The sequence below is a fragment of the Asticcacaulis currens genome (assembly GCF_028550395.1).
Classification (GTDB): domain Bacteria; phylum Pseudomonadota; class Alphaproteobacteria; order Caulobacterales; family Caulobacteraceae; genus Asticcacaulis; species Asticcacaulis currens.
Genome location: NZ_JAQQKW010000006.1, coordinates 110,804 through 129,550 on the forward strand (window position 1 = coordinate 110,804; position 18,747 = coordinate 129,550).

The following is an 18,747-nucleotide window of genomic DNA, read 5'->3' on the forward strand; positions in this document are numbered from 1 at the left end:
ATAATGTGGGACGCTCACAGCCGGAGGCCGCGTCAAGTTGCTTTCAGCCTAGAACGCATTTTCCTCCGTGCAAAGCGCTTTTGTGTTAATTTCGTCACGCCGCTGACGGGTAATTCTGCAACGACCCGCCCAGCGCATGAATTGCCTGCGTACCCGACAACCAAAGGGGGAAGGGGGGAGGCGGGGCTGCCGAGTCGCGCTACACCAGACGGGCTGACGATACCGCAACCGAGGGAGGCGCTGATGATGACCGATTCTGTCTCTGGTTCCGTTTCCGGCCCCTATGCCGCGAGCAACGGGGACCGGTCGGCGCGTTTCGGCATTGGTCAGTTGGTTCGCCACGTCCTGTTCGACTTTCGCGGCGTGGTCTTCGACATTGATCCACAGTTTTCCGATACCGAGGAATGGCTGATGGCCATACCCGAAGCGGTGCGCCCGGATAAGGATCAGCCCTTCTATCACCTGCTCGCTGAAAACGGTGACATCTGCTATGTCGCCTATGCGTCCGAAGGCAATCTCTGTCCGGACGAGACGGGTATGCCTCTGCGCCACCCGCAGGCCGACCTTATTTTCGACCGTTTTGAAAATGGGCGCTATCTGCTGAAATCGCGACTGGCCAACTAAGCGTCGCCGATAAGCCGTGCGGCTCATCCCCAGCCCTGTAAGGGGCTGCCGTAATTTTGCCGTGCTGCAATCGTTTCGTCACGCTTAAGGCGCTATTATGCGCAGCGGCAACGGACACACATTCAGCGCCCGTTCATGATGGTTTCTTTATGATAGCGAGTGAAACTGACATAAAAAAAGCTCACCAATTCTGGAAGAATTGGTGAGCCCGCTGGGACTCGAACCCAGGACCCTCTGATTAAAAGTCAGATGCTCTAGCCGGCTGAGCTACGGGCTCATCAAAACGTACCCAATGACCGAAGTCGTTTCGGGTGCGGCCTTCATAGTGGGGACTTTTTGTTTGCGCAAGCGCAAGGTTCAAGTTTTATGTGTTGTGTTGTAGATAAATGGCGTACAGCAGGGTGCGTGGAGGGACTAAAAGAATGAGGATTTGGCGTATCGCTTCGGCCGTTGGCGGGATCGCGTGCCTCTTCGGCCCCCTGAGTGCCTGCGCCAGCAAGCCGGATAAGGTGCACATCGTCGAATCGCGTCCTGTACATGCGGATGACCCTAAAACGCCGGATGACCCCACCCTGACCCAGACCATGCGCAAGAGCGCGACGGATGTCGGTGACGGATTCGGGGAGGCCATCTCCGCCCCTCTGGTCGATCTTAATCTGAAGCGTAAGGAAATCCCGCCGGTTCTGGTGCGGGCCTCGAAAAACACCTACGATCTGGCCAATCTGGAACGCTGTGAATCCATTGCCGGCGAAGTGGCCCTTCTGGATCAGGCGCTTGGGCCGGACTTCGACGAGCCGCCCGCCCCGGAGGGCACCATGACCTCGCGCGGCGGCAAGATGGCATCTGATGCGACCCTGACGGCGGTGCGCTCGGCGGCGACCGATGTCCTGCCTATGCGCGGCCTGATCCGCAAGATGACCGGCGCTGAAAAGCATCAGAAGGCCATGGATCGCGCCATCGCCGCCGGGAATGTGCGCCGCGCCTACCTCAAAGGCATCGGCATGAACAAGAACTGCGCCCCGCCGGCCGCGCCGTCGTGGTTCGTGCCGAAGCAGGCCCGCGTGACGATCGAAGAGGTCGTGGAAGAGCCGGGCACGCCTGCGCAACGAAAAGTCAATCGCCGCAAATAATTAGGCCGCTATGTTAAAGCGAGCGACCAGGGCGCCCTATCCGTTTAGATGGGGCGCTTTGAGGTGCGTCTCATGGAACCATTTGCGGAAGGCCTGAAACTCACCGGCCGCGATGGCGGCGCGCATACGGATCATCAGGGCCTGGAAAAAGGCGATGTTGTGCCAGCTCAGCAGCACCTGACCCAGGATTTCCTCGGCCTTGAACAGGTGGTGCAGATAGGCCTTGGAATAGTCGCGGCTGGCCGGGCAGTCGCTGGTGGCGTCCAGCGGCGTGTCGTCTTCGGCAAAGCGGGCGTTTTTGATGTTGATGGGGCCTTCCCACGTCCACACCTGACCGTGGCGGCCAGAGCGGGTCGGCAATACGCAGTCGAACATATCGACGCCGCGCGCCACGCCTTCGACCAGATCAATCGGCTTGCCCACGCCCATCAGGTAGCGCGGACGATCCCACGGCAGGAGCGGCGCGCAGTATTCGAGGGTGTCGCACATGGCCTCATGGCCTTCACCGACGGCCAGACCGCCGATGGCATAGCCGTCAAAGCCGATCTCCAGCAGGCGGTCGGTCGATTCCCGGCGCAAGCGCTCAAAGGTCGAGCCCTGCTGAATGCCGAACAGGGCCTGCGTGTCGCGCTGCCCGAAGGCTTGTTTCGACCGCAGCCCCCAGCGCGCCGACAGTTGCAGCGCCTTCTGCGCGCGCGCTTCGTCGGCGGGCCATGAGACGCATTCATCGAGTTGCATGACGATGTCGGAACCCAGCAGGTCGGCCTGAATCTCCATCGAGCGTTCCGGCGACAGGACGTGCTTTGAGCCGTCGATATGGCTCTGGAAGGTGACGGCCTCTTCGGTGACTTTGGAAATCTGCGACAGGCTCATCACCTGAAAGCCGCCGGAATCAGTGAGGATGGGGCCGTCCCAGCCCATGAATTTGTGCAGGCCACCCAGTCGCTTCACGCGCTCCGCCGACGGGCGCAGCATCAGGTGATAGGTGTTGCCGAGGATGATTTTCGCATGGCTTTGCCGCACCATGTCGAGCGTCAGGGCCTTGACGGTGGCGGCGGTGCCCACCGGCATGAAGATGGGGGTCGGGATGTCGCCACGCGGCGTTTTCAGCACGCCCGTGCGGGCCTGACCATCGGAAGCGGAGATTTCAAAAGGGAATGCGGACATGGGCGGGGTATTAGACGGCCTCAGTATTTAAGTCAAAGCCATTGCAAGTTGGCTGTCGAAGTTGCACCTTCTGATACAACGAGGGAGGGAGTGATGAAGATATACCTATGGGTCGCAGGCGTAAGTTTTGTTCTTCTCACCCCCATCGCCCACGCCAAAGAAAAACTGGAATGGCGCTACGACCGCGCAAATGAAGGTGTTTTGGTTCTCTATGACGTTGATAGCGGCAGTTACCCTTATGAAGAGCTGTCTTTGACCTGTGAGGACAACGGCGATCTGAGTGTCGAAGCGAGAGGGATACGTTTATGGAGTGACGTAAACGGGCCTGTTATTGATCCCGAAGACCTTCAGAGCTTAGCGATTGAAACGGATATGTTCCGTATTGAAGCGCCCTTACAAAAGGTGACCTCTGAGTATTCAGGATGGGCGCAAGCACGGTTCCCTAAGTCCGGTAGTTTGGTAGAGGGGCTCATGGGCACTTTTTTGGTAGTGCGTGCTGTCAATCGAAATCCGGTGCTTTCACGTCCGCTGGAGCGGGGGGACTACAGCCGACTATATCCCGCGCCCGACTACATGAAATCCGGACCTTTTCGCCAATATTGTGCAAAGCGGATTGTGCCACTAGCAAAACATTGAAAAATCAACTGTTTTGCCATTTGGTGTAGGCGTCTCTGCACAGATCAGACGCGCGTCTGTAAACAGCCTCTTCCTCGGAAAGGCGCTGATGAGCGCGTTCCCAACGCAAAAACGGCGTCAGTTCGCGGTGAACGGAGACAGCCGTGGTGCCCCATGACGGCCCGCCCGATTGTGTGCGAATTTCGCATCCAATGCCGGGTGCCAGGGTTTCGGCGTGGCCGGGCTTTCCGGTGAAGTCGCCGAACAGGAACGAAAGACCCAGTAAGCCGATGGTGGCCATAAAATACCCGAACACAATCGGCAGGACGGTCACGAATTTGAGGATCATACGTAACCCGATGCGTTTGTCGCCTATCCCCCAGCCTTCCCACGCCAGAAAGGCATAGGCCGTATAGGCCAGCGCCAAGGCCATCAGATTGGCGAGGGGTGAGGTGAAGCGCAAACCCACGGCCCATGCGAGGGCAACCACAGCCAGAACCGCGAAGGAGAGGGGCAGAAGCGTGTGGTTTTGGGGCCGCCCGAAGCGTTGTACCAGATAGGCCAACACAGGTGCCCCTAACAGACCGCCCCACAATATCCCCATGCCAATCGTCACGGCATACCCTCCCTCGGCTTGGGGTTCAGGGATACCGCTCGAATTGGGTGACTTTGTGACCCTTATAGGTTGTGTCGGCAAAGGCTGTGTACCCCAGAGCCGCGGCCACCTTTTGCGACGGTGTATTGGACGGGTCGATAATGCACACGGTGCGTTGCGGGTGGGTGGCATCAAACCAGTCGTGGGCGGCGCGCACGGCCTCCAGCGCATAGCCGCGCCCCTGACAGGCGGGTGTGATGGCCCAGGCCGCTTCCGGTGACAGATCGAAGTCAGGCCCCAGACCGCGGTGGAAGTCGGCCAGCCCCGTATCGCCGACAAAGCGCCCCGTGTCCTTTTCGATAGCGGCAAACAGACCCCAGCCAAAGGCCGTCCAGTGCCCCATATAGCGCAGCAGGCGGTGCCACACCTCTTCCGGCGACTGCGGAGTCAGGCCCGACAGGCGGTAAAAGTCCGGGTCGCCGAACATGGCACACAGGCCGTTATAGTCCTCAAGGACGTGCGGGCGCAGGATCAGGCGAGGGGTTTCGATCATGACTCCCATCGGTATCTCGCTTTTCTCGAAACGGCAATCTGGCGTGCGGTGGCCGATGGGGTATAAGCGGGCATGACCGCAGACATCGCTCCCTTTTACGCCATAGAGATCAGCCGGCTGGCCCACGCCCTCAAGGATCAGGGGCGCTCCATCATCCATATGGAGTTCGGACAGCCTTCCACCGGCGCGCCGAAAGCCGCCATTGAGCAGGCGCATCGCATTCTCGACAGCGACGGTATGGGCTATTGGGAAAGCACGCCGCTCAAGGCGCGGCTGGCGAAGCATTATCTCGACAGCTACGGCGTCAGCGTCGATCCGGAGCGCTTTATTCTCACCTGTGGGGCGTCGCCCGCTCTGGTGCTGGCGCTCAGTGCGGGCTTTCAGCCGGGTGCGCGTATTGCGCTGGCGCGGCCCGGCTATGTCGCCTACCGCAATGTGCTGAAGGCGCTGAACATGGTGCCCGTCGAAATCCCCTGCGGGCCGGAGGTGCGCTTTCAACTGACCGCCGAGGCTTTGAGCACGCTCGATCCGGCGCCGGACGGCGTGATTATCGCCAGCCCGGCCAATCCGACCGGCACGGTGATCTGGCCGGACGAACTCAAGGCCATCGCCGAGGTGTGCCGGGTGCGCGGCATCCGCATCCTGTCGGACGAAATCTATCACGGCCTGACCTATGAGGCCCCGGCGCGGTCGTTGCTCGAATACGCGCCAGACGCCTGGGTGGTCAGCAGCTTCTCCAAATATTTCAGCATGGTCGGCTGGCGGCTGGGCTGGTGTCTGGCCCCCGAAAGGCAGATTGCCGCCGCGCGTGCCTATGTCGGCAACCTGTTCCTGACCGCGCCGTCGCTCAGTCAGCACGCCGGGCTGATCGCCCTCGACAGCCGCTCTGAACTGGACGGGCACGTCGAAACCTATCGCCGCAACCGCCGCCTTCTGCTCGACGCCCTGCCGCAATTGGGGCTGAGCCGCATCGCGCCGCCCGACGGGGCCTTCTACATCTATGCCGATATCGGGCACCTGACCGACGACAGCCTGTCCTTCTGCAAGGCGCTGCTCAACGATACCGGCGTCTGCACCGCACCCGGCATCGACTTCGACCCGGTCGAAGGGCACCACTTTATCCGTTTCAGCTTCGCCGTCTCAACGGCTGAGGTCGAGGACGCGATCACCCGTATGGTGCCGTGGTTTAAGGCGAGAACAAACTAAGAGAAGGGCAGGGGCCTGCGCTCAAACAGCGAAGCGGTAGCGCACAAAAAAACGACCCCTGCACCCCATCACATATTCCGAGCGCAATTGATAGTCTGTGTACTCCAGGTATTGGGGTGCAGGGGCCTGCGGCCCCTGCATCTTACTTCGATCGGTTGCTGAGCAAGCTCGCATCGCCATACGAAAAGAAGCGATACCCGCTGTCGATCGCGTGCGCATAGGCCGCCTTCATGGCGTCGGTGCCAGCAAAAGCGCAGACCAGCATGAACAGGGTCGATTTCGGCAGATGGAAATTGGTCCACAGCATATCGGCCGAACGCACCGGCACGCCCGGCGTGATGAAGATGTCGGTGTCGCCGCTGAACGGATGGATGTGGCCCTCGGCATCGCAGGCGCTTTCGATCAGGCGCAGGGCGGTGGTGCCGATGGCGACGATCCGGCCCCCGGCGGCGCGGGCAGCATTGATGCGGGCGGCGGAGTCGGCTGAGACGACGCCAAATTCGGCGTGCATCCTGTGGTCTTTGGTGTCTTCGACCTTGACCGGCAGGAAGGTGCCGGCACCGACGTGCAGGGTGACTTCTTCGAACAGCACCCCCTTGTCACGCAGCGCTTGCAGCAGTTGCGGCGTGAAATGCAGCCCGGCGGTGGGGGCGGCGACGGAGCCTTCGTCACGGGCAAACACCGTCTGATAGTCGCTTTTGTCCTGTTCGTCTTCCGGGCGTTTGGAGCGGATATAGGGCGGCAGCGGCATCCCGCCCAGCCGGTGCAGCCCGCTCAATACCTCAGACGCCGCCTGTTCGAAGCGCAAGACGTAGACGCCGTCTTCGTCTTTTGACAGGACGCGCGCGCTGAGGTCGTCAAAGCGCAGGGTGTCGCCTTCGCGGATACGGCGGCCGGGTTTGAGAAAGGCCTGCCAGCTCTGGCCATCCAGCGACTTGATCAGGGTGGCCTCGAACACCACGCTCTGGCCGTCGCGCTCACGGGTGCCCTTGAGCTGGGTCGGCAGCACGCGCGTATTGTTGATGACCAGCAGGTCACCGGCCTTCAGCAGCGACGGCAGATCGCCGACGCGCCAGTCTTCGCGCACGTCGCCATCGACGCGCAGCAGGCGGGCGGCCTCACGCGGGGTGACGGGCCGCAGCGCAATGCGATCCTCGGGCAGGTCAAAATCGAAATCGGAAACCTTCATGCCCGCTTAAAAGGCGATTGCGGCCGAAAAAGCAAGAGCGCTCAAATCACGAGGCGCGTGGGGCGTCCTGTGCGGCGGGTGCAGCGGTTTCCTTGCCTTCGATCCAGTTCTCGCCGTCGATCATCTCGGCAAAGATGCGGATGACGCGGGTGGGGAAGGTGACCGGATAGGCCTTGGCACGCGCCAGAACCAGCGGGTCCTGACTGATGATCGCCACCTTGCGCCCCATATCACGGCCCTGCGCGATGGTGGCCCACTGCCGCGCCAGCCGTCCCAGCTCGTCAAAGGGGACGAAGCCTTCGAAGCGGCGCATGTCGATAATGATGTCGTAAAGCCAGACCTCACCCACGGTTTCGAGATAGCGCGCGATGGCGCTGACGATCTCCTGACCATCCAGATCGCCGATATAGCGGATGGTGATGCGCTTCTGTTCGTCGTTCTGCGAGAAGTTGAGGCGGGAGCGTGGGGGCATGGTTCAGGCTCCGGGAGGGTTACGCTCTGTCTTAACCTAAGGACACCTTGTTCACAAACAAAAAACCGGCCGGACAGGTGTCCGACCGGTGGGTTCTGTCAAAGCGGGCTTACGCGGCTCAGGCGGCGTCGGCAGCGACCTTGAAGCTGACGATCTTGCCCGGCGCGCGCGGCGGCTCGCCCTTGGGCAGGGCATCGACGTGTTCCATGCCTTCGGTCACTTCGCCCCAGACGGTGTACTGGCCATCGAGGAAGCGGGCGTCGGCAAAGCAGATGAAGAACTGGCTGTCGGCCGAATCGGGGTTTTGCGAGCGCGCCATCGAGCAGACGCCGCGCACATGCGGCTCACGCGAAAATTCGGCCTTCAGCTTCTTGCCCGAGCCGCCATAGCCCTGACCTTCCGGGTCGCCGCCCTGAGCCATGAAGCCCGGAATGACGCGGTGGAAGACGATGCCGTCATAGAAGCCCTGACGGCACAGTTCCTTGATGCGGGCGACGTGATTGGGGGCGAGGTCGGGGCGCAGCTTGATACGCACATCACCGCTTTCCAGCGTCAGGATGAGGGTGTTTTCCAGATCTTCGGACATGGGGGCTCCAGTTTAGAGCCTCATGCCGAAAAGTGGGCACCACTTTTCGGAAAAACATGAGGCGTTGTAAAAAATTGAGCGATACGGCGGCTCAACTGAGCCGGCGTATCGCTCAAGGTTTGCGGCTGAAATAGGCTATTCGTCGGGCTTTGACAAATCCTATCCGGTGCATTCGGCGGGCTTTTGCTCATCGGCCCCGTAAAGCGCGCAGGAGCGCCTGATCTCGCCCTCAATCATCGGGCAGGGGTTTTTGACGTTGCAGGGCGGGTGCGTCGCCGGGCTGACGGCGCGGCAGCGCTGCACCAGCTTGTCGGCTTCGAGCTGGCCTTTTTCCTCCAGGCAGGTCGCGGTCGAGGCGCTTTTGGGGTTCAGCGTGGGTTCGGCATAGGCCAGAGGCGCTTCGGACGCATCGACGGCGGCCACGGATTCGGCGGTGGCGTAGGACTGATCCGATTCGCTGACGGCCACGGGTTTGCAGGCTGTTAAGGCTGCCGCGATCAGCACGGGGATGAGCAGGGGCGTCAGGCGCATGGGGACTCTCCTTTTGCGCCTGATCTTATCGGCCCGGTCATAAAGGCAAAATGATTTTCCGTGTGCGACAAAACCCGTTATAGACGCCGCATGAGTAACGATACCCCCGAAGAACCGCGCCGCCGCATGGTCAAGCCGCCCGAAGGCGGCAACCTGTCCGGTCGCGCCAAGGGTCATACGGCGGTCAAGACCGCCAAGCAGCGCACGCAATCCTCGGCCAAGTGGCTGGAGCGTCAACTGAACGATCCTTTTGTGCAGAAGGCCAAGGCCGAGGGCTGGCGCTCGCGTGCGGCCTTCAAGCTACAGGAAATCGACGATCGGTTTCACATCCTCAGGCGCGGTTCGCGCGTGGTCGATCTGGGTTGCGCGCCGGGCGGCTGGGTGCAGATGGCCAAGTCGCGCGGCGCGGCGCACGTCGTGGGGGTGGACCTGCTGCCTGTCGATCCCATTCCCGGTGCCGACATGATCGAGGCCGACTTCACCGATCCGGCCATTCCGGGGCGGCTGATGGAGATGATGGGCGACAAGCCGGACGTGGTGCTGTCCGATCTGGCGCACAATACGGTCGGCCACCGTCAGACCGACCACCTGAAGATCATGGGGCTTCTGGAACTGGCGTCGGATTTCGCGCTGGATAATCTCAAGCCCGGCGGCGCGTTCGTCGCCAAGGCTTTTCAGGGCGGTGAGACGGAGCATCTGCTGCTCAAGCTGAAACTCGCCTTCCGCGATGTGAAGCACTTCAAGCCGAAATCGAGCCGGGCGGATTCGTCGGAAATCTACATCGTGGCCCAAGGGTTCAAGGGCTAGGGCTTCAAGGGTAAGGAACCATATTGCCTCTTTAGCCCGGCCCGCCCGAAATGCCGGGGAGAAGAGGGCGCACGATGAGACGATTGAAAACGATAGGTCTGACCGTTCTGGCGGTGCTGACCGTGGCGGTGCTGGGCTGGGCAACGACGCCCTACTGGAGCCACGGTGAGGCGGTGGTTGAGGTGACGGGGACAACCACCAAGCGTGAAGGCGGCAGAGACGTCTATCTGGTCTTCACCACCTCGGGAACCTTCCGCAATACGGACAGCCTGCACTATCTGAAGTTCGATTCTTCCGATCTTCAGGGCAAGCTGAACCGGCCCGGCCGCTACCGCATAAATTATTATGGTTTTCGTGTTCCTGTGTTATCTCTGTACCGGAATATAACCAGAGCCGAAGAGGCTCCATAAACAGTATGCGTACCCCAAGGAAACGAATGACCCAATTACCGCTTAATCCGTTCTTTGCCTGGACGTCTTTGGCGCTCAAAAGTTCGGAAATGCTGATGGCTTCGGCGGAGGTCATCACCCACCGCGTCAACCGCATGGCCAATGCCGACGCCATCCCCAGTGCTGAGGATCAGCGCGAATTCACCCTGATGGGGCAGGAAAAGCTCGAAGCCGGGACCGAATCGCTGATGGCGATGAGCCAGTACTGGATGAACCTCAACCACGAGGTCAGCACGCAGGCCTTTCACAACATGATGGATATGGGCCACAGCCTTACGGCGCTGGCCACCAGCCGTTCGGCGGCCGAGGCCCTGACGCATCAGGCGCGTCTGGCCGACAGCGTGATGCGTGGTGTCAACCACGCCGCTGACCTGTCGGGTAAGGCGGCGGCCCTGACCGAGCACGGCCTGAAACCGGTGCATAGCCGCGCCGTGGCCAATGCCAAGCGTCTGAAAAAGCGCAAATAACTCAATCTGCGTCCGGGCCCGGCGTCTCGCGGCCCGGCACTTCGCCGGTCAACAGGCCACGTGCGGTGAGGGGCTGTGTCTTGGACAGGTCGATGCTGACGGTGGTCACGTCGCGCACGCCCCAGCTTTTGTCCTTGCCCGATCCGGCATCGCCCGCCGCGTTCAACCTCCACAGATTAGCGGCCTTGTCGGTCAGGCTGTCGCCGTGCAGGTCGCCCTGGGTCAGGCTAAAGGGCGAGGTATCGCCGTGGATCAGGAAGACCGGCTTACCGAAGGCGCGGCTTTCATGGATCAAGGCCGCGCGCACCGGCAAAAAGCCATCGCACAGGCGCTTGTCGTCGGCGGCCACGTCGTGACAGGGGACAAAGCGCGCCTCGGCCTTTTCATTGAACATATCGGCCTGAGTGGCGACGATCACCGCTGCGGCACCGCGTTTGCGGGCATGGGCAAAGGCGGCTTTCAGCCACGCCATAGTATGGGCATCGCGCGCATCGGCGGCGCTGGCGGCCACGCTCAGAGCGTCGCCCATCACCGAGTCCCGGCCATTATTGGTGCCCACCACATTCATCGTGACCACGACGAAACGCCCATAGTCGAAGCGGGCGTTTTCCGGCATGTCCGGCTGCTGCACGTAGTGCCACTTACCCTCTCTGACCGGTGGCGTGCCAAAGAAGCGGTGGCGTAAGACCTCCAGCCTTTGCAATTCCGAGAATTTGCGCCCCGTCGCCGGATCGTCCTTGCGGTCGCAGTCGGTCCATTCATTGTCGCCGGGCGTGTAAAAGACCGGAATGGGCTTGAGATCAGACAGCATTTTGGCAAAGGCGGCATCCGGCGGGCCGCAGACTTCACCACCCGACTGGATATCGCCGACGTGCAGGATAAAGGGGGGATGCTCGGCTTTGACCGCCGGTATGGCTCTGGCCAGCATGGCGCGGTCGGTATCGTCATAGGGGGTGTCGTTGATGACGACGAAATCGACCCGCACGGGCTCAGCGATGGGAAGCAAAGCACAGCCGCTCAAACTGGCGGACAGGCTAAGGGCCGCAACGATCGACAGACGCTTCATCAGTACCTCCGGAAGTCTCCGCAGGCTAATCCGCCTCTGTGACAGATACAAGAAACGGGAATTAAACCGCCAGCTTCAGCTTCAGACGGTGGGCGCGCATCATCGTCTTGAACCGCGCCTGACGGAAGAAGGCCGTAAGCCCATAGGACCGTTCCACCAGCCAGCAGGCGATGCAGTATTCGGTGCGGATTTTTAACTGGCTCATGGGGTGTCTTTCAGACGAGGCAGGCAAAGCGGGGCGGGCGGACCAGAGGACCGCTGTGGATAGCTTAGCCGCAAAGGCTGAACAGGCCGCCAACAAACACGGTTAAGCAAAGGTTTGCGGGGGCGATACGCACGTCTGAAACAATATTTCCCCAAAAGTGACGCGCCCCCTCTTTACGCGGCGCGGCGTTTCGCTTAAGCCCAACCCGCAAAATGGAGAGTCCCTTATGGATATACGCGAAGGCTTAACCTTCGACGACGTTTTGCTGGAGCCCGGTCCCTCGGACGTGGTGCCCACTCAGGTCGATACGAAGACCCGCTTTACCCGCACCATCAAACTCAACATCCCGCTGGTCTCTTCGGCCATGGATACCGTGACGGAGGCGCGTCTGGCCGTCGCCATGGCCCAGGCCGGGGGTCTGGGGATTATCCACCGCAACCTGTCCAATGAGCGTCAGGCCGAGGAAATCCGCGAAGTGAAGCGTTACGAGTCGGGCATGGTCATCAATCCGGTGACCATCCACCCCGAAACAACGCTCAGCGAAGTGCGTGACATCATCGCGCGGCGCCACATTTCGGGCTTCCCGGTGGTCGAGCGCGACACCAACACGCTGGTCGGCATCCTCACCAACCGCGACATCCGCTTCGAAAGCGACGGCTCGAAGACCGCGGCCGATCTGATGACGCGCGACGCTCTGATCACCGTGACCGAGGGCGTCAACCAGAGCAAGGCCCGCGAACTGATGGCGCTGCACCGCATCGAGCGCATCATCGTCGTCGATGACGCCTATCGCGCCGTCGGCCTGATTACCGTCAAGGACATGGAAAAGGCGCAGGCCTATCCGACGGCGGCCAAGGACGAGTCGGGCCGTCTGCTGGTCGGGGCCGCCTCGACCGTCGGCGATACCGGCTATGAGCGCTCGCAATTCCTGATCGACGCCGGGGTGGACGTGCTGGTCATCGACACGGCGCACGGCCACTCGTCGTTGGTCGGGCAGGCGGTTGAGCGCCTCAAGCGCGAATACAACCACGTTCAGATCGTCGCGGGCAACGTCGCCACCTATGAGGCGACGCGCGCCCTGATCGACGCCGGGGCCGATGGGGTCAAGGTGGGGATCGGGCCGGGTTCGATCTGTACCACGCGCATGGTCGCCGGTGTCGGCGTGCCGCAACTGACCGCTGTGGCCGATTGCGTGCGCGCCGCAAAAGACTCTGGTGTGCCCATCATCGCCGATGGTGGTATCAAGCTGTCGGGCGATCTGGCCAAGGCCATTGCCGCCGGGGCTTCGACCGCCATGCTGGGGTCGATGTTCGCGGGCACCGAAGAAGCGCCGGGCGAGATCATCCTCTACCAGGGCCGCTCCTATAAGTCCTATCGCGGCATGGGCAGCGTCGGGGCCATGGCCCGCGGCTCGGCCGACCGCTACTTCCAGAAGGACGTGCAGGATTCGATGAAGCTGGTGCCCGAAGGTATCGAGGGTCAGGTGCCGTACAAGGGCCCCATCGCTCCGGTCATCCATCAGCTTGTTGGCGGCTTGCGCGCCTCGATGGGCTATGTCGGCGCGCCGACCATCGAAGAGTTCCAGAAGCGGGCGAAGTTCGTGCGCATCACCAATGCGGGCCTGCGCGAAAGCCACGTCCACGACGTGATGATCACGCGCGAAGCCCCCAACTATCGCCAGTAAGGGAGCGCGGGCATGACGTATGAGATGTGGATATTAGTATTCGCTGCCATATGGGGGCTGATACAAATATTTATCGCTGCGGTCGCGCCCGCCTTTCAGCCCGGCTATTTCCAATGGAATGCTAGCCCGCGTGATGAAGCGTTCGATCTTGGTCCCGTGGCCGGACGGATGCGCCGGGCCTACCAGAATTTTCTGGAAACCTTTCCTTTTTTCATCGTGATTGTAATGGCCCTAGCTTACACGCAGCAATCGGATGATGTGTCCAGAGTCGGCGCGATCGTCTATTTCATCGCAAGACTATTATATTTCCCGGCCTATGCCGTAGGTGTCAAGGCCCGCAGCCTGCTATACATCGTTTCTCTTGCGGGCATGACGGCGTGCGCCGTTACTCTGTTTAGAGGATTGATTTGACCCCCGCCGCCCGTCTGCAAGCCGCTTCCGATATTCTCGACCTTCTGGGCAAGACGCGCCGTCCCGCCGAAGAGGTGTTGAAGGACTGGGGCCGCAACAACCGCTATGCCGGGTCAAAGGACCGCCGCGCCATTGCCGATAAGGTTTATCAGTGCCTGCGCGCGCGCGAACGCTTGTCTTTTGCAATGGACTCGTCGGCGGGCCGCGCGCTGGTGCTGGGGGCGCTGCATTTCCTTGACGGCGTAAGCCTTTCCGAGATCGACGACCTCTATACCGGCGAAGGCTATGCCCCGGCAAAGCTGTCGGTTGCGGAGCGCAAGCGACTGGAGGCCGGGGATGGCGAAGCGCCCGAATGGCTGGAGTCCGGCCTGCCGGCCTTTGTCGTGGAACGCCTCAAAGGCGTCTATGGCGACGACTGGCTGAAGGAGGCTGAGGCCCTGATGCTGCCGCGCGCGCCCATCGACCTGCGCGTCAATGGCGACCGTGCCCCCCTGATCGCCGGGCTGGAAATGCTGGGCTACAGGCCCGAACCGACGCCGTTTTCAGCCTTTGGCGTGCGCCTGCCCGCCGATCCGCCGCCCAATGTGCGCGCATTGCCTGCTTTCCGGCAGGGCACGATCGAGATTCAGGATGAGGGCTCGCAACTGGCGGGCTTCCTCGCCGGCGCCCGGCCCGGCATGACAGTTGTCGATTATTGCGCCGGAGGCGGCGGCAAGACTCTGGCCCTGCTGCAAGCCATGCAGGGGCCAAATGGTGAAACATCTGGTCGTCTGATTGCCTCGGATGTCGAAAAGACGCGCCTCAACAATATCAAACCCCGCCTGACCCGCGCCGGTCTGGAGGCGGAGTTGCGCCAGCTTGGCCCGGACGGCGAGGGGATGGAAGACCTCGAAGCGCAAGCCGATCTGGTGCTGGTCGATGCGCCGTGCTCTGGCTCAGGCGTGTGGCGTCGCCGGCCCGAAACCGCGCACAAGCTGGAAGAAACAGAGGTGGCGCGCCTGCATGAATTGCAAAGCGCCATCCTGCACCGTGCCTCGCGTCTGGTGAAGCCGGGCGGGCTTCTGGCCTATGCCACCTGCTCGATCCTGCCGGACGAGAATGAATTGACCGCAGACCGCTTCGAAGCCGACCACCCTCACTTCACACCGCGCCCGATCGCCGATGCGCTGGACGGCGCCGCGGTAACCCCGGAAGGCGCGGAAACTTTGAAACATATTGCGCAGGGCCATCGCCTGCGCCTCAGCCCCGGAACCAGCCACACGGACGGGTTCTTCGTTTCGCTATACCGGCGCAAGCCGTAAGAAAGGTCGGTAACCACAGATTACACAGATCACACAGATTGGGCGCTTCGCGCCGAGGAGGCGGATAAGTCCCGCCCGACCCTTAATTTGTGTAATCTGTGTAATCTGTGGTTCCAAAACCCATAGAAAGACAGGCGTATGTCGCATCACGAAAAAGTCCTGATTATTGATTTCGGATCGCAAGTGACTCAGCTCATCGCGCGTCGCGTGCGCGAATGCGGCGTCTATTGCGAAATCCATCCCTTCACCAAGGCGGCCGAGGCGATCAAAAGCGTCGCTCCCAATGCGGTCATCCTGTCCGGGTCGCCGCACAGCGTCGTCGAAGCCGGTCCGACCCTCGATAAGGCCCTGTTCGATATGGGCCTGCCGGTGTTCGGCATCTGCTATGGCGAGCAACTGATGTGCGACCTTTTGGGCGGCAAGGTCGAAAGCGGCCATGACCGCGAATTTGGCCGCGCCGAGATCGAAATCGCCGCCGACACGCCGCTGTTCCGCGGTCTGGGTAAGCCGGGTGACAAGGAAATCGTGTGGATGAGCCACGGCGATCGTGTCACCGCCATCCCCGACGGCTTCAAGGTTATCGCTGTCTCCGAAGGCGCGCCGTTTGCCGCCATCGCCGATGAGGCCCGCCGCTTCTACGCCGTGCAGTTCCACCCCGAAGTGGTCCACACGGTGCGCGGCACCCAGATAATTCGCAACTTCCTGTTCGAGATCGCGGGGTTAAAGGGCGACTGGACCATGGCCGCCTTCCGTCAGGAAATGATCGAAAAAATCCGGGCGCAGGTCGGATCGGGGCGCGTTATCTGCGGCCTGTCGGGCGGGGTGGACTCGTCGGTCGCCGCCGTGCTGATCCACGAAGCCATTGGCGAGCAACTGACCTGCGTGTTTGTCGATACGGGCCTGTTGCGCAAGAACGAAGGCGAGCAGGTGGTGTCGCTGTTCCGCGATCACTACAACATCCCGCTGATCCACGTGCAGGCCCAGGACAAGTTTCTGGGGGCGCTCAAAGGGCTGTCCGACCCCGAACAGAAGCGCAAGACCATCGGCCGTCTGTTTATCGAGGTCTTCGACGAAGAGGCCGCGAAAATCGACGGTGCGGAATTCCTCGCTCAGGGCACGCTTTATCCCGACGTGGTCGAAAGCGTCTCGCCGCACGGCGGGCCTTCGACCGTCATCAAGAGCCACCACAATGTCGGCGGTCTGCCCGAGTATATGAAGCTGAAGCTGGTCGAACCGCTGCGTGAATTGTTCAAGGACGAGGTGCGCGCTCTGGGCCGCGAACTGGGCCTCAGCGAAGCCTTTGTCGGCCGCCATCCCTTCCCCGGACCGGGTCTGGCCATCCGCATCCCCGGTGAAGTGACCCCGGAAAAGGTGAAGACGCTTCAGGACGCCGACGCCATCTATCTCGATGAAATCCGCAAGGCGGGTCTCTATGATGATATCTGGCAGGCCTTTGCCGTGCTGCTGCCGGTGAAAACCGTGGGTGTCATGGGCGATGCGCGCACCTATGAGGACGTGCTGGCCCTGCGCGCCGTCACCTCATCCGACGGCATGACGGCGGACTTCTATGAGTTCCCATGGCCAGTGCTGGGCCGCTGCGCCACGCGCATCGTCAACGAGGTGAGGGGGGTCAACCGCGTCGTTTACGACGTGACCTCCAAGCCCCCCGGCACGATCGAGTGGGAATAAGTCCCGTTCTGCAAATTACCGTTTGACAACGATTGCGGGCGGGCCTAATGGCCGCGCGCATTCTTGTTTCACGGGGTTATCCAACCCTTTGGAACAGGCTTATCAGGAACCTAAACCCATGCCCGACGACAGTAGTCGATCCACATTGCCGCAAGGACCGCGCATCGGGTAAACGGGTTTCCGGCTTACCGATACCGGCCTTTGCGGCCTCAGTATCAAAGGTAAGCCGATGGTCTTCTTTTTCGAAGATAGTCAGGGCGCGCGCCCGCTCGTGCGTGCGTCCCGCACCGATCGTTATGGTGTGTCCCTTCCCGATCTCGCCGCCTTCCTGCTGCTGGCCGGCGCGGCGGTGCTGGTCTTCCATGGCGCGTCCGCCATGGATCAGCCGCTCTCCCAACTGCGTTCCGCACCGGTGACGCTCGACCTGGCGCAACTGCCTGAATATGCTCTGCGCTCGACGCTACGCATGTTTGCGGCGCTGGCGGCGTCGCTGGTCTTCACCTTCACCGTGGCCACTCTGGCGGCCAAGAGCCGCCGGGCAGCCCTTCTGATCATTCCGGCGCTTGATATCCTTCAGTCCGTCCCGGTTCTGGGCTTTCTGACCTTTACCGTGACCCTGTTTATGGGCCTGTTTCCGGGCAATCAGTTAGGGGCCGAAGCCGCCGCCATCTTCGCCATCTTCACCAGTCAGGCGTGGAACATGGCCTTCAGCTTCTATCAGTCGCTGACCACCCTGCCGACGGACCTTGATGAGGTCAGCCGCCAGTTCGGTTTTTCGCCCTGGCGGCGCTTTATCCGGCTGGAACTGCCCTACGCCATGCCGGGGCTGGTGTGGAACATCATGATGTCGATGTCGGGCGGCTGGTTCTTCGTCGTGGCCTCGGAAGCTATCACGGTGGGCGATACGCACCTGACCCTGCCGGGGATCGGTTCGTGGCTGGCTCTGGCGATCGACCGGGCGGACTTCCGCGCTGTCGGCTGGGGCGTGTTCGCCATGGGACTGGTCATCCTCCTTTACGATCAGCTCCTGTTCCGGCCGGTGGTGGCCTGGGCGGATCGCTTCCGCTTCGAGCAGACTGCGTCGGGTCAGGCCCCGCGCTCGTGGGTGCTGGACCTTCTGCGGCGCTCGCGCGGTCTGGAGCGGCTGGGGCAGGCCTTGCGGCAACCCTTTGTGTGGTGGGAAGCCCGCTGGCCCGCCGCCGCACCGCGCCGCATCCGCCGACCGACCCCGCGCAAGGCATCGCCCGTAGCTGATCTCCTGTGGGCCGCTGCGTTGGGCGTCGCCTGTCTGTTCGCCCTGTGGACTCTGGGGCATTATGTGGCCGCGCATCTGAGCCTCAGCGATATGGGCACGGCCTTCGGTCTGGGCAGCCTGACCCTGTTGCGGGTGGTGGTGCTGATCGCGCTGGCCAGTCTGATCTGGGTGCCGGTGGGTGTGTGGATCGGTCTGCACCCGGTATGGGCCGAGCGGCTTCAGCCTCTGGCGCAGTTTCTGGCAGCGTTTCCGGCCAATGTGCTGTTCCCCTTTGCGGTCATGCTGATCGTCGGCCTGCACCTCAATGCCAATCTGTGGCTGTCGCCGCTGATGGTGCTGGGGACGCAGTGGTACATCCTCTTCAACGTCATTGCCGGGGCCAGCGCCATTCCGGGTGACATGAAGGAGGTGGCGCAGATGTTCCGCATCCGGGGCTGGCAATGGTGGCGTCAGATCGCCCTGCCGGCGGTGTTTCCCTACTATGTGACCGGTGCCCTGACGGCTTCGGGCGGGTCGTGGAACGCCAGCATCGTGGCCGAAGCCGTGGACTGGGGCCATACCCACCTCGAAGCGGCGGGCCTTGGGGCCTATATCGCCCGCGCCACCGCCGCGGCCGATTATCCCCGCGTGGTGCTGGGCATCGCCGTGATGAGCCTGTTCGTCATCGCCTTTAATCGCATCGTGTGGCGCCGCCTCTACGTCTTCGCCGAACGCCGCCTGCGTCTGAACTGATTTTATGTGTTGG

21 protein-coding genes and 1 tRNA gene are annotated in these 18,747 nt (G+C 61.8%); 12 read left to right on the top strand and 10 right to left on the bottom strand.

Annotation, left to right across the window (positions count from 1 at the left end; translation table 11 throughout):
* The first annotated feature begins 243 nt into the window (after window positions 1-243).
* Window positions 244-624, top strand: a complete 381-nt coding sequence (hspQ, locus tag PQU94_RS11590) for a heat shock protein HspQ (RefSeq protein ID WP_272741628.1) — start codon at window positions 244-246, stop codon at window positions 622-624.
* 200 nt (window positions 625-824) lie between these two features.
* On the opposite strand, the gene PQU94_RS11595 is transcribed toward hspQ, so the two are convergent.
* A tRNA-Lys gene (locus PQU94_RS11595) sits at window positions 825-901 on the bottom strand.
* A gap of 145 nt (window positions 902-1,046) precedes the next feature.
* On the opposite strand from PQU94_RS11595, the gene PQU94_RS11600 reads away from it, so the two are divergent.
* Window positions 1,047-1,754: a hypothetical protein gene (locus PQU94_RS11600; protein WP_272741629.1), complete on the top strand. Its 708-nt coding sequence runs from the start codon at window positions 1,047-1,049 to the stop codon at window positions 1,752-1,754.
* 36 nt (window positions 1,755-1,790) lie between these two features.
* Here the strand turns inward: PQU94_RS11600 and tgt are convergent, their stop codons facing one another.
* Window positions 1,791-2,921 (bottom strand): tRNA guanosine(34) transglycosylase Tgt, encoded by a 1,131-nt coding sequence (gene tgt / locus PQU94_RS11605; RefSeq protein ID WP_272741630.1) that lies wholly within the window; start codon window positions 2,919-2,921, stop codon window positions 1,791-1,793.
* A gap of 93 nt (window positions 2,922-3,014) precedes the next feature.
* On the opposite strand from tgt, the gene PQU94_RS11610 reads away from it, so the two are divergent.
* A complete protein-coding gene (locus PQU94_RS11610) occupies window positions 3,015-3,557 on the top strand; it encodes a hypothetical protein (protein ID WP_272741631.1) in 543 nt (180 codons plus the stop codon).
* A 4-nt stretch (window positions 3,558-3,561) separates the two neighbouring features.
* On the opposite strand, the gene PQU94_RS11615 is transcribed toward PQU94_RS11610, so the two are convergent.
* On the bottom strand, window positions 3,562-4,152 hold the full coding sequence (locus tag PQU94_RS11615; RefSeq protein WP_272741632.1) for a hypothetical protein: 591 nt from the start codon (window positions 4,150-4,152) through the stop codon (window positions 3,562-3,564).
* A gap of 25 nt (window positions 4,153-4,177) precedes the next feature.
* Window positions 4,178-4,684, bottom strand: coding sequence for a GNAT family N-acetyltransferase (locus tag PQU94_RS11620; protein WP_272741633.1), 507 nt, complete (start codon window positions 4,682-4,684; stop codon window positions 4,178-4,180).
* Window positions 4,685-4,756: 72 nt separating this feature from the next.
* Here PQU94_RS11620 and PQU94_RS11625 point away from each other — a divergent pair, with 72 nt between their 5' ends.
* Window positions 4,757-5,890, top strand: a complete 1,134-nt coding sequence (locus PQU94_RS11625) for a pyridoxal phosphate-dependent aminotransferase (protein ID WP_272741634.1) — start codon at window positions 4,757-4,759, stop codon at window positions 5,888-5,890.
* Between the two features lie 142 nt (window positions 5,891-6,032).
* On the opposite strand, the gene queA is transcribed toward PQU94_RS11625, so the two are convergent.
* The 4 genes from queA to PQU94_RS11645 all read right to left on the bottom strand — a co-directional run bounded on the left by queA (window position 6,033) and on the right by PQU94_RS11645 (window position 8,668).
* Window positions 6,033-7,079, bottom strand: a complete 1,047-nt coding sequence (gene queA / locus PQU94_RS11630; protein ID WP_272741635.1) for a tRNA preQ1(34) S-adenosylmethionine ribosyltransferase-isomerase QueA — start codon at window positions 7,077-7,079, stop codon at window positions 6,033-6,035.
* 46 nt (window positions 7,080-7,125) lie between these two features.
* On the bottom strand, window positions 7,126-7,551 hold the full coding sequence (locus PQU94_RS11635) for a hypothetical protein (RefSeq protein ID WP_272741636.1): 426 nt from the start codon (window positions 7,549-7,551) through the stop codon (window positions 7,126-7,128).
* Window positions 7,552-7,669: 118 nt separating this feature from the next.
* Complete coding sequence (locus PQU94_RS11640) at window positions 7,670-8,137, bottom strand: peptidylprolyl isomerase (protein WP_013480115.1); 468 nt, start codon at window positions 8,135-8,137, stop codon at window positions 7,670-7,672.
* Window positions 8,138-8,296: 159 nt separating this feature from the next.
* On the bottom strand, window positions 8,297-8,668 hold the full coding sequence (locus PQU94_RS11645) for a hypothetical protein (RefSeq protein ID WP_272741637.1): 372 nt from the start codon (window positions 8,666-8,668) through the stop codon (window positions 8,297-8,299).
* Between the two features lie 90 nt (window positions 8,669-8,758).
* Between PQU94_RS11645 and PQU94_RS11650 the strand changes: the two genes are divergently transcribed.
* The 3 genes from PQU94_RS11650 (at window position 8,759) to PQU94_RS11660 (ending at window position 10,391) form a co-directional block, all read left to right on the top strand.
* Window positions 8,759-9,475: an RlmE family RNA methyltransferase gene (locus tag PQU94_RS11650; RefSeq protein WP_272741638.1), complete on the top strand. Its 717-nt coding sequence runs from the start codon at window positions 8,759-8,761 to the stop codon at window positions 9,473-9,475.
* 74 nt (window positions 9,476-9,549) lie between these two features.
* Window positions 9,550-9,885 (top strand): DUF1523 family protein, encoded by a 336-nt coding sequence (locus PQU94_RS11655; protein WP_272741639.1) that lies wholly within the window; start codon window positions 9,550-9,552, stop codon window positions 9,883-9,885.
* A 26-nt stretch (window positions 9,886-9,911) separates the two neighbouring features.
* Window positions 9,912-10,391: a polyhydroxyalkanoate granule-associated phasin gene (locus PQU94_RS11660; protein WP_272741640.1), complete on the top strand. Its 480-nt coding sequence runs from the start codon at window positions 9,912-9,914 to the stop codon at window positions 10,389-10,391.
* 1 nt (window position 10,392) lies between these two features.
* Here PQU94_RS11660 and PQU94_RS11665 read toward each other — a convergent pair whose 3' ends face one another.
* Entirely contained in the window at window positions 10,393-11,457 is a 1,065-nt protein-coding gene (locus tag PQU94_RS11665; RefSeq protein WP_272741641.1) for a metallophosphoesterase, read from the bottom strand.
* Window positions 11,458-11,518: 61 nt separating this feature from the next.
* Window positions 11,519-11,662 (bottom strand): hypothetical protein, encoded by a 144-nt coding sequence (locus PQU94_RS11670; RefSeq protein WP_272741642.1) that lies wholly within the window; start codon window positions 11,660-11,662, stop codon window positions 11,519-11,521.
* A gap of 226 nt (window positions 11,663-11,888) precedes the next feature.
* Here PQU94_RS11670 and guaB point away from each other — a divergent pair, with 226 nt between their 5' ends.
* The 5 genes from guaB to PQU94_RS11695 all read left to right on the top strand — a co-directional run bounded on the left by guaB (window position 11,889) and on the right by PQU94_RS11695 (window position 18,734).
* Window positions 11,889-13,346 (top strand): IMP dehydrogenase, encoded by a 1,458-nt coding sequence (gene guaB, locus PQU94_RS11675; protein WP_272741643.1) that lies wholly within the window; start codon window positions 11,889-11,891, stop codon window positions 13,344-13,346.
* A gap of 12 nt (window positions 13,347-13,358) precedes the next feature.
* The gene (locus PQU94_RS11680; protein WP_272741644.1) at window positions 13,359-13,757 is read left to right on the top strand and encodes an MAPEG family protein; all 399 of its coding nucleotides are present in this window, start codon (window positions 13,359-13,361) and stop codon (window positions 13,755-13,757) included.
* Window positions 13,754-15,058, top strand: a complete 1,305-nt coding sequence (locus tag PQU94_RS11685; RefSeq protein ID WP_272741645.1) for an RsmB/NOP family class I SAM-dependent RNA methyltransferase — start codon at window positions 13,754-13,756, stop codon at window positions 15,056-15,058. The genes PQU94_RS11680 and PQU94_RS11685 overlap by 4 nt, the downstream gene beginning before the upstream one ends.
* A gap of 138 nt (window positions 15,059-15,196) precedes the next feature.
* A complete protein-coding gene (gene guaA / locus PQU94_RS11690; RefSeq protein ID WP_272741646.1) occupies window positions 15,197-16,747 on the top strand; it encodes a glutamine-hydrolyzing GMP synthase in 1,551 nt (516 codons plus the stop codon).
* Window positions 16,748-16,976: 229 nt separating this feature from the next.
* A complete protein-coding gene (locus PQU94_RS11695; protein ID WP_272741647.1) occupies window positions 16,977-18,734 on the top strand; it encodes an ABC transporter permease in 1,758 nt (585 codons plus the stop codon).
* Window positions 18,735-18,747: the final 13 nt, after the last annotated feature.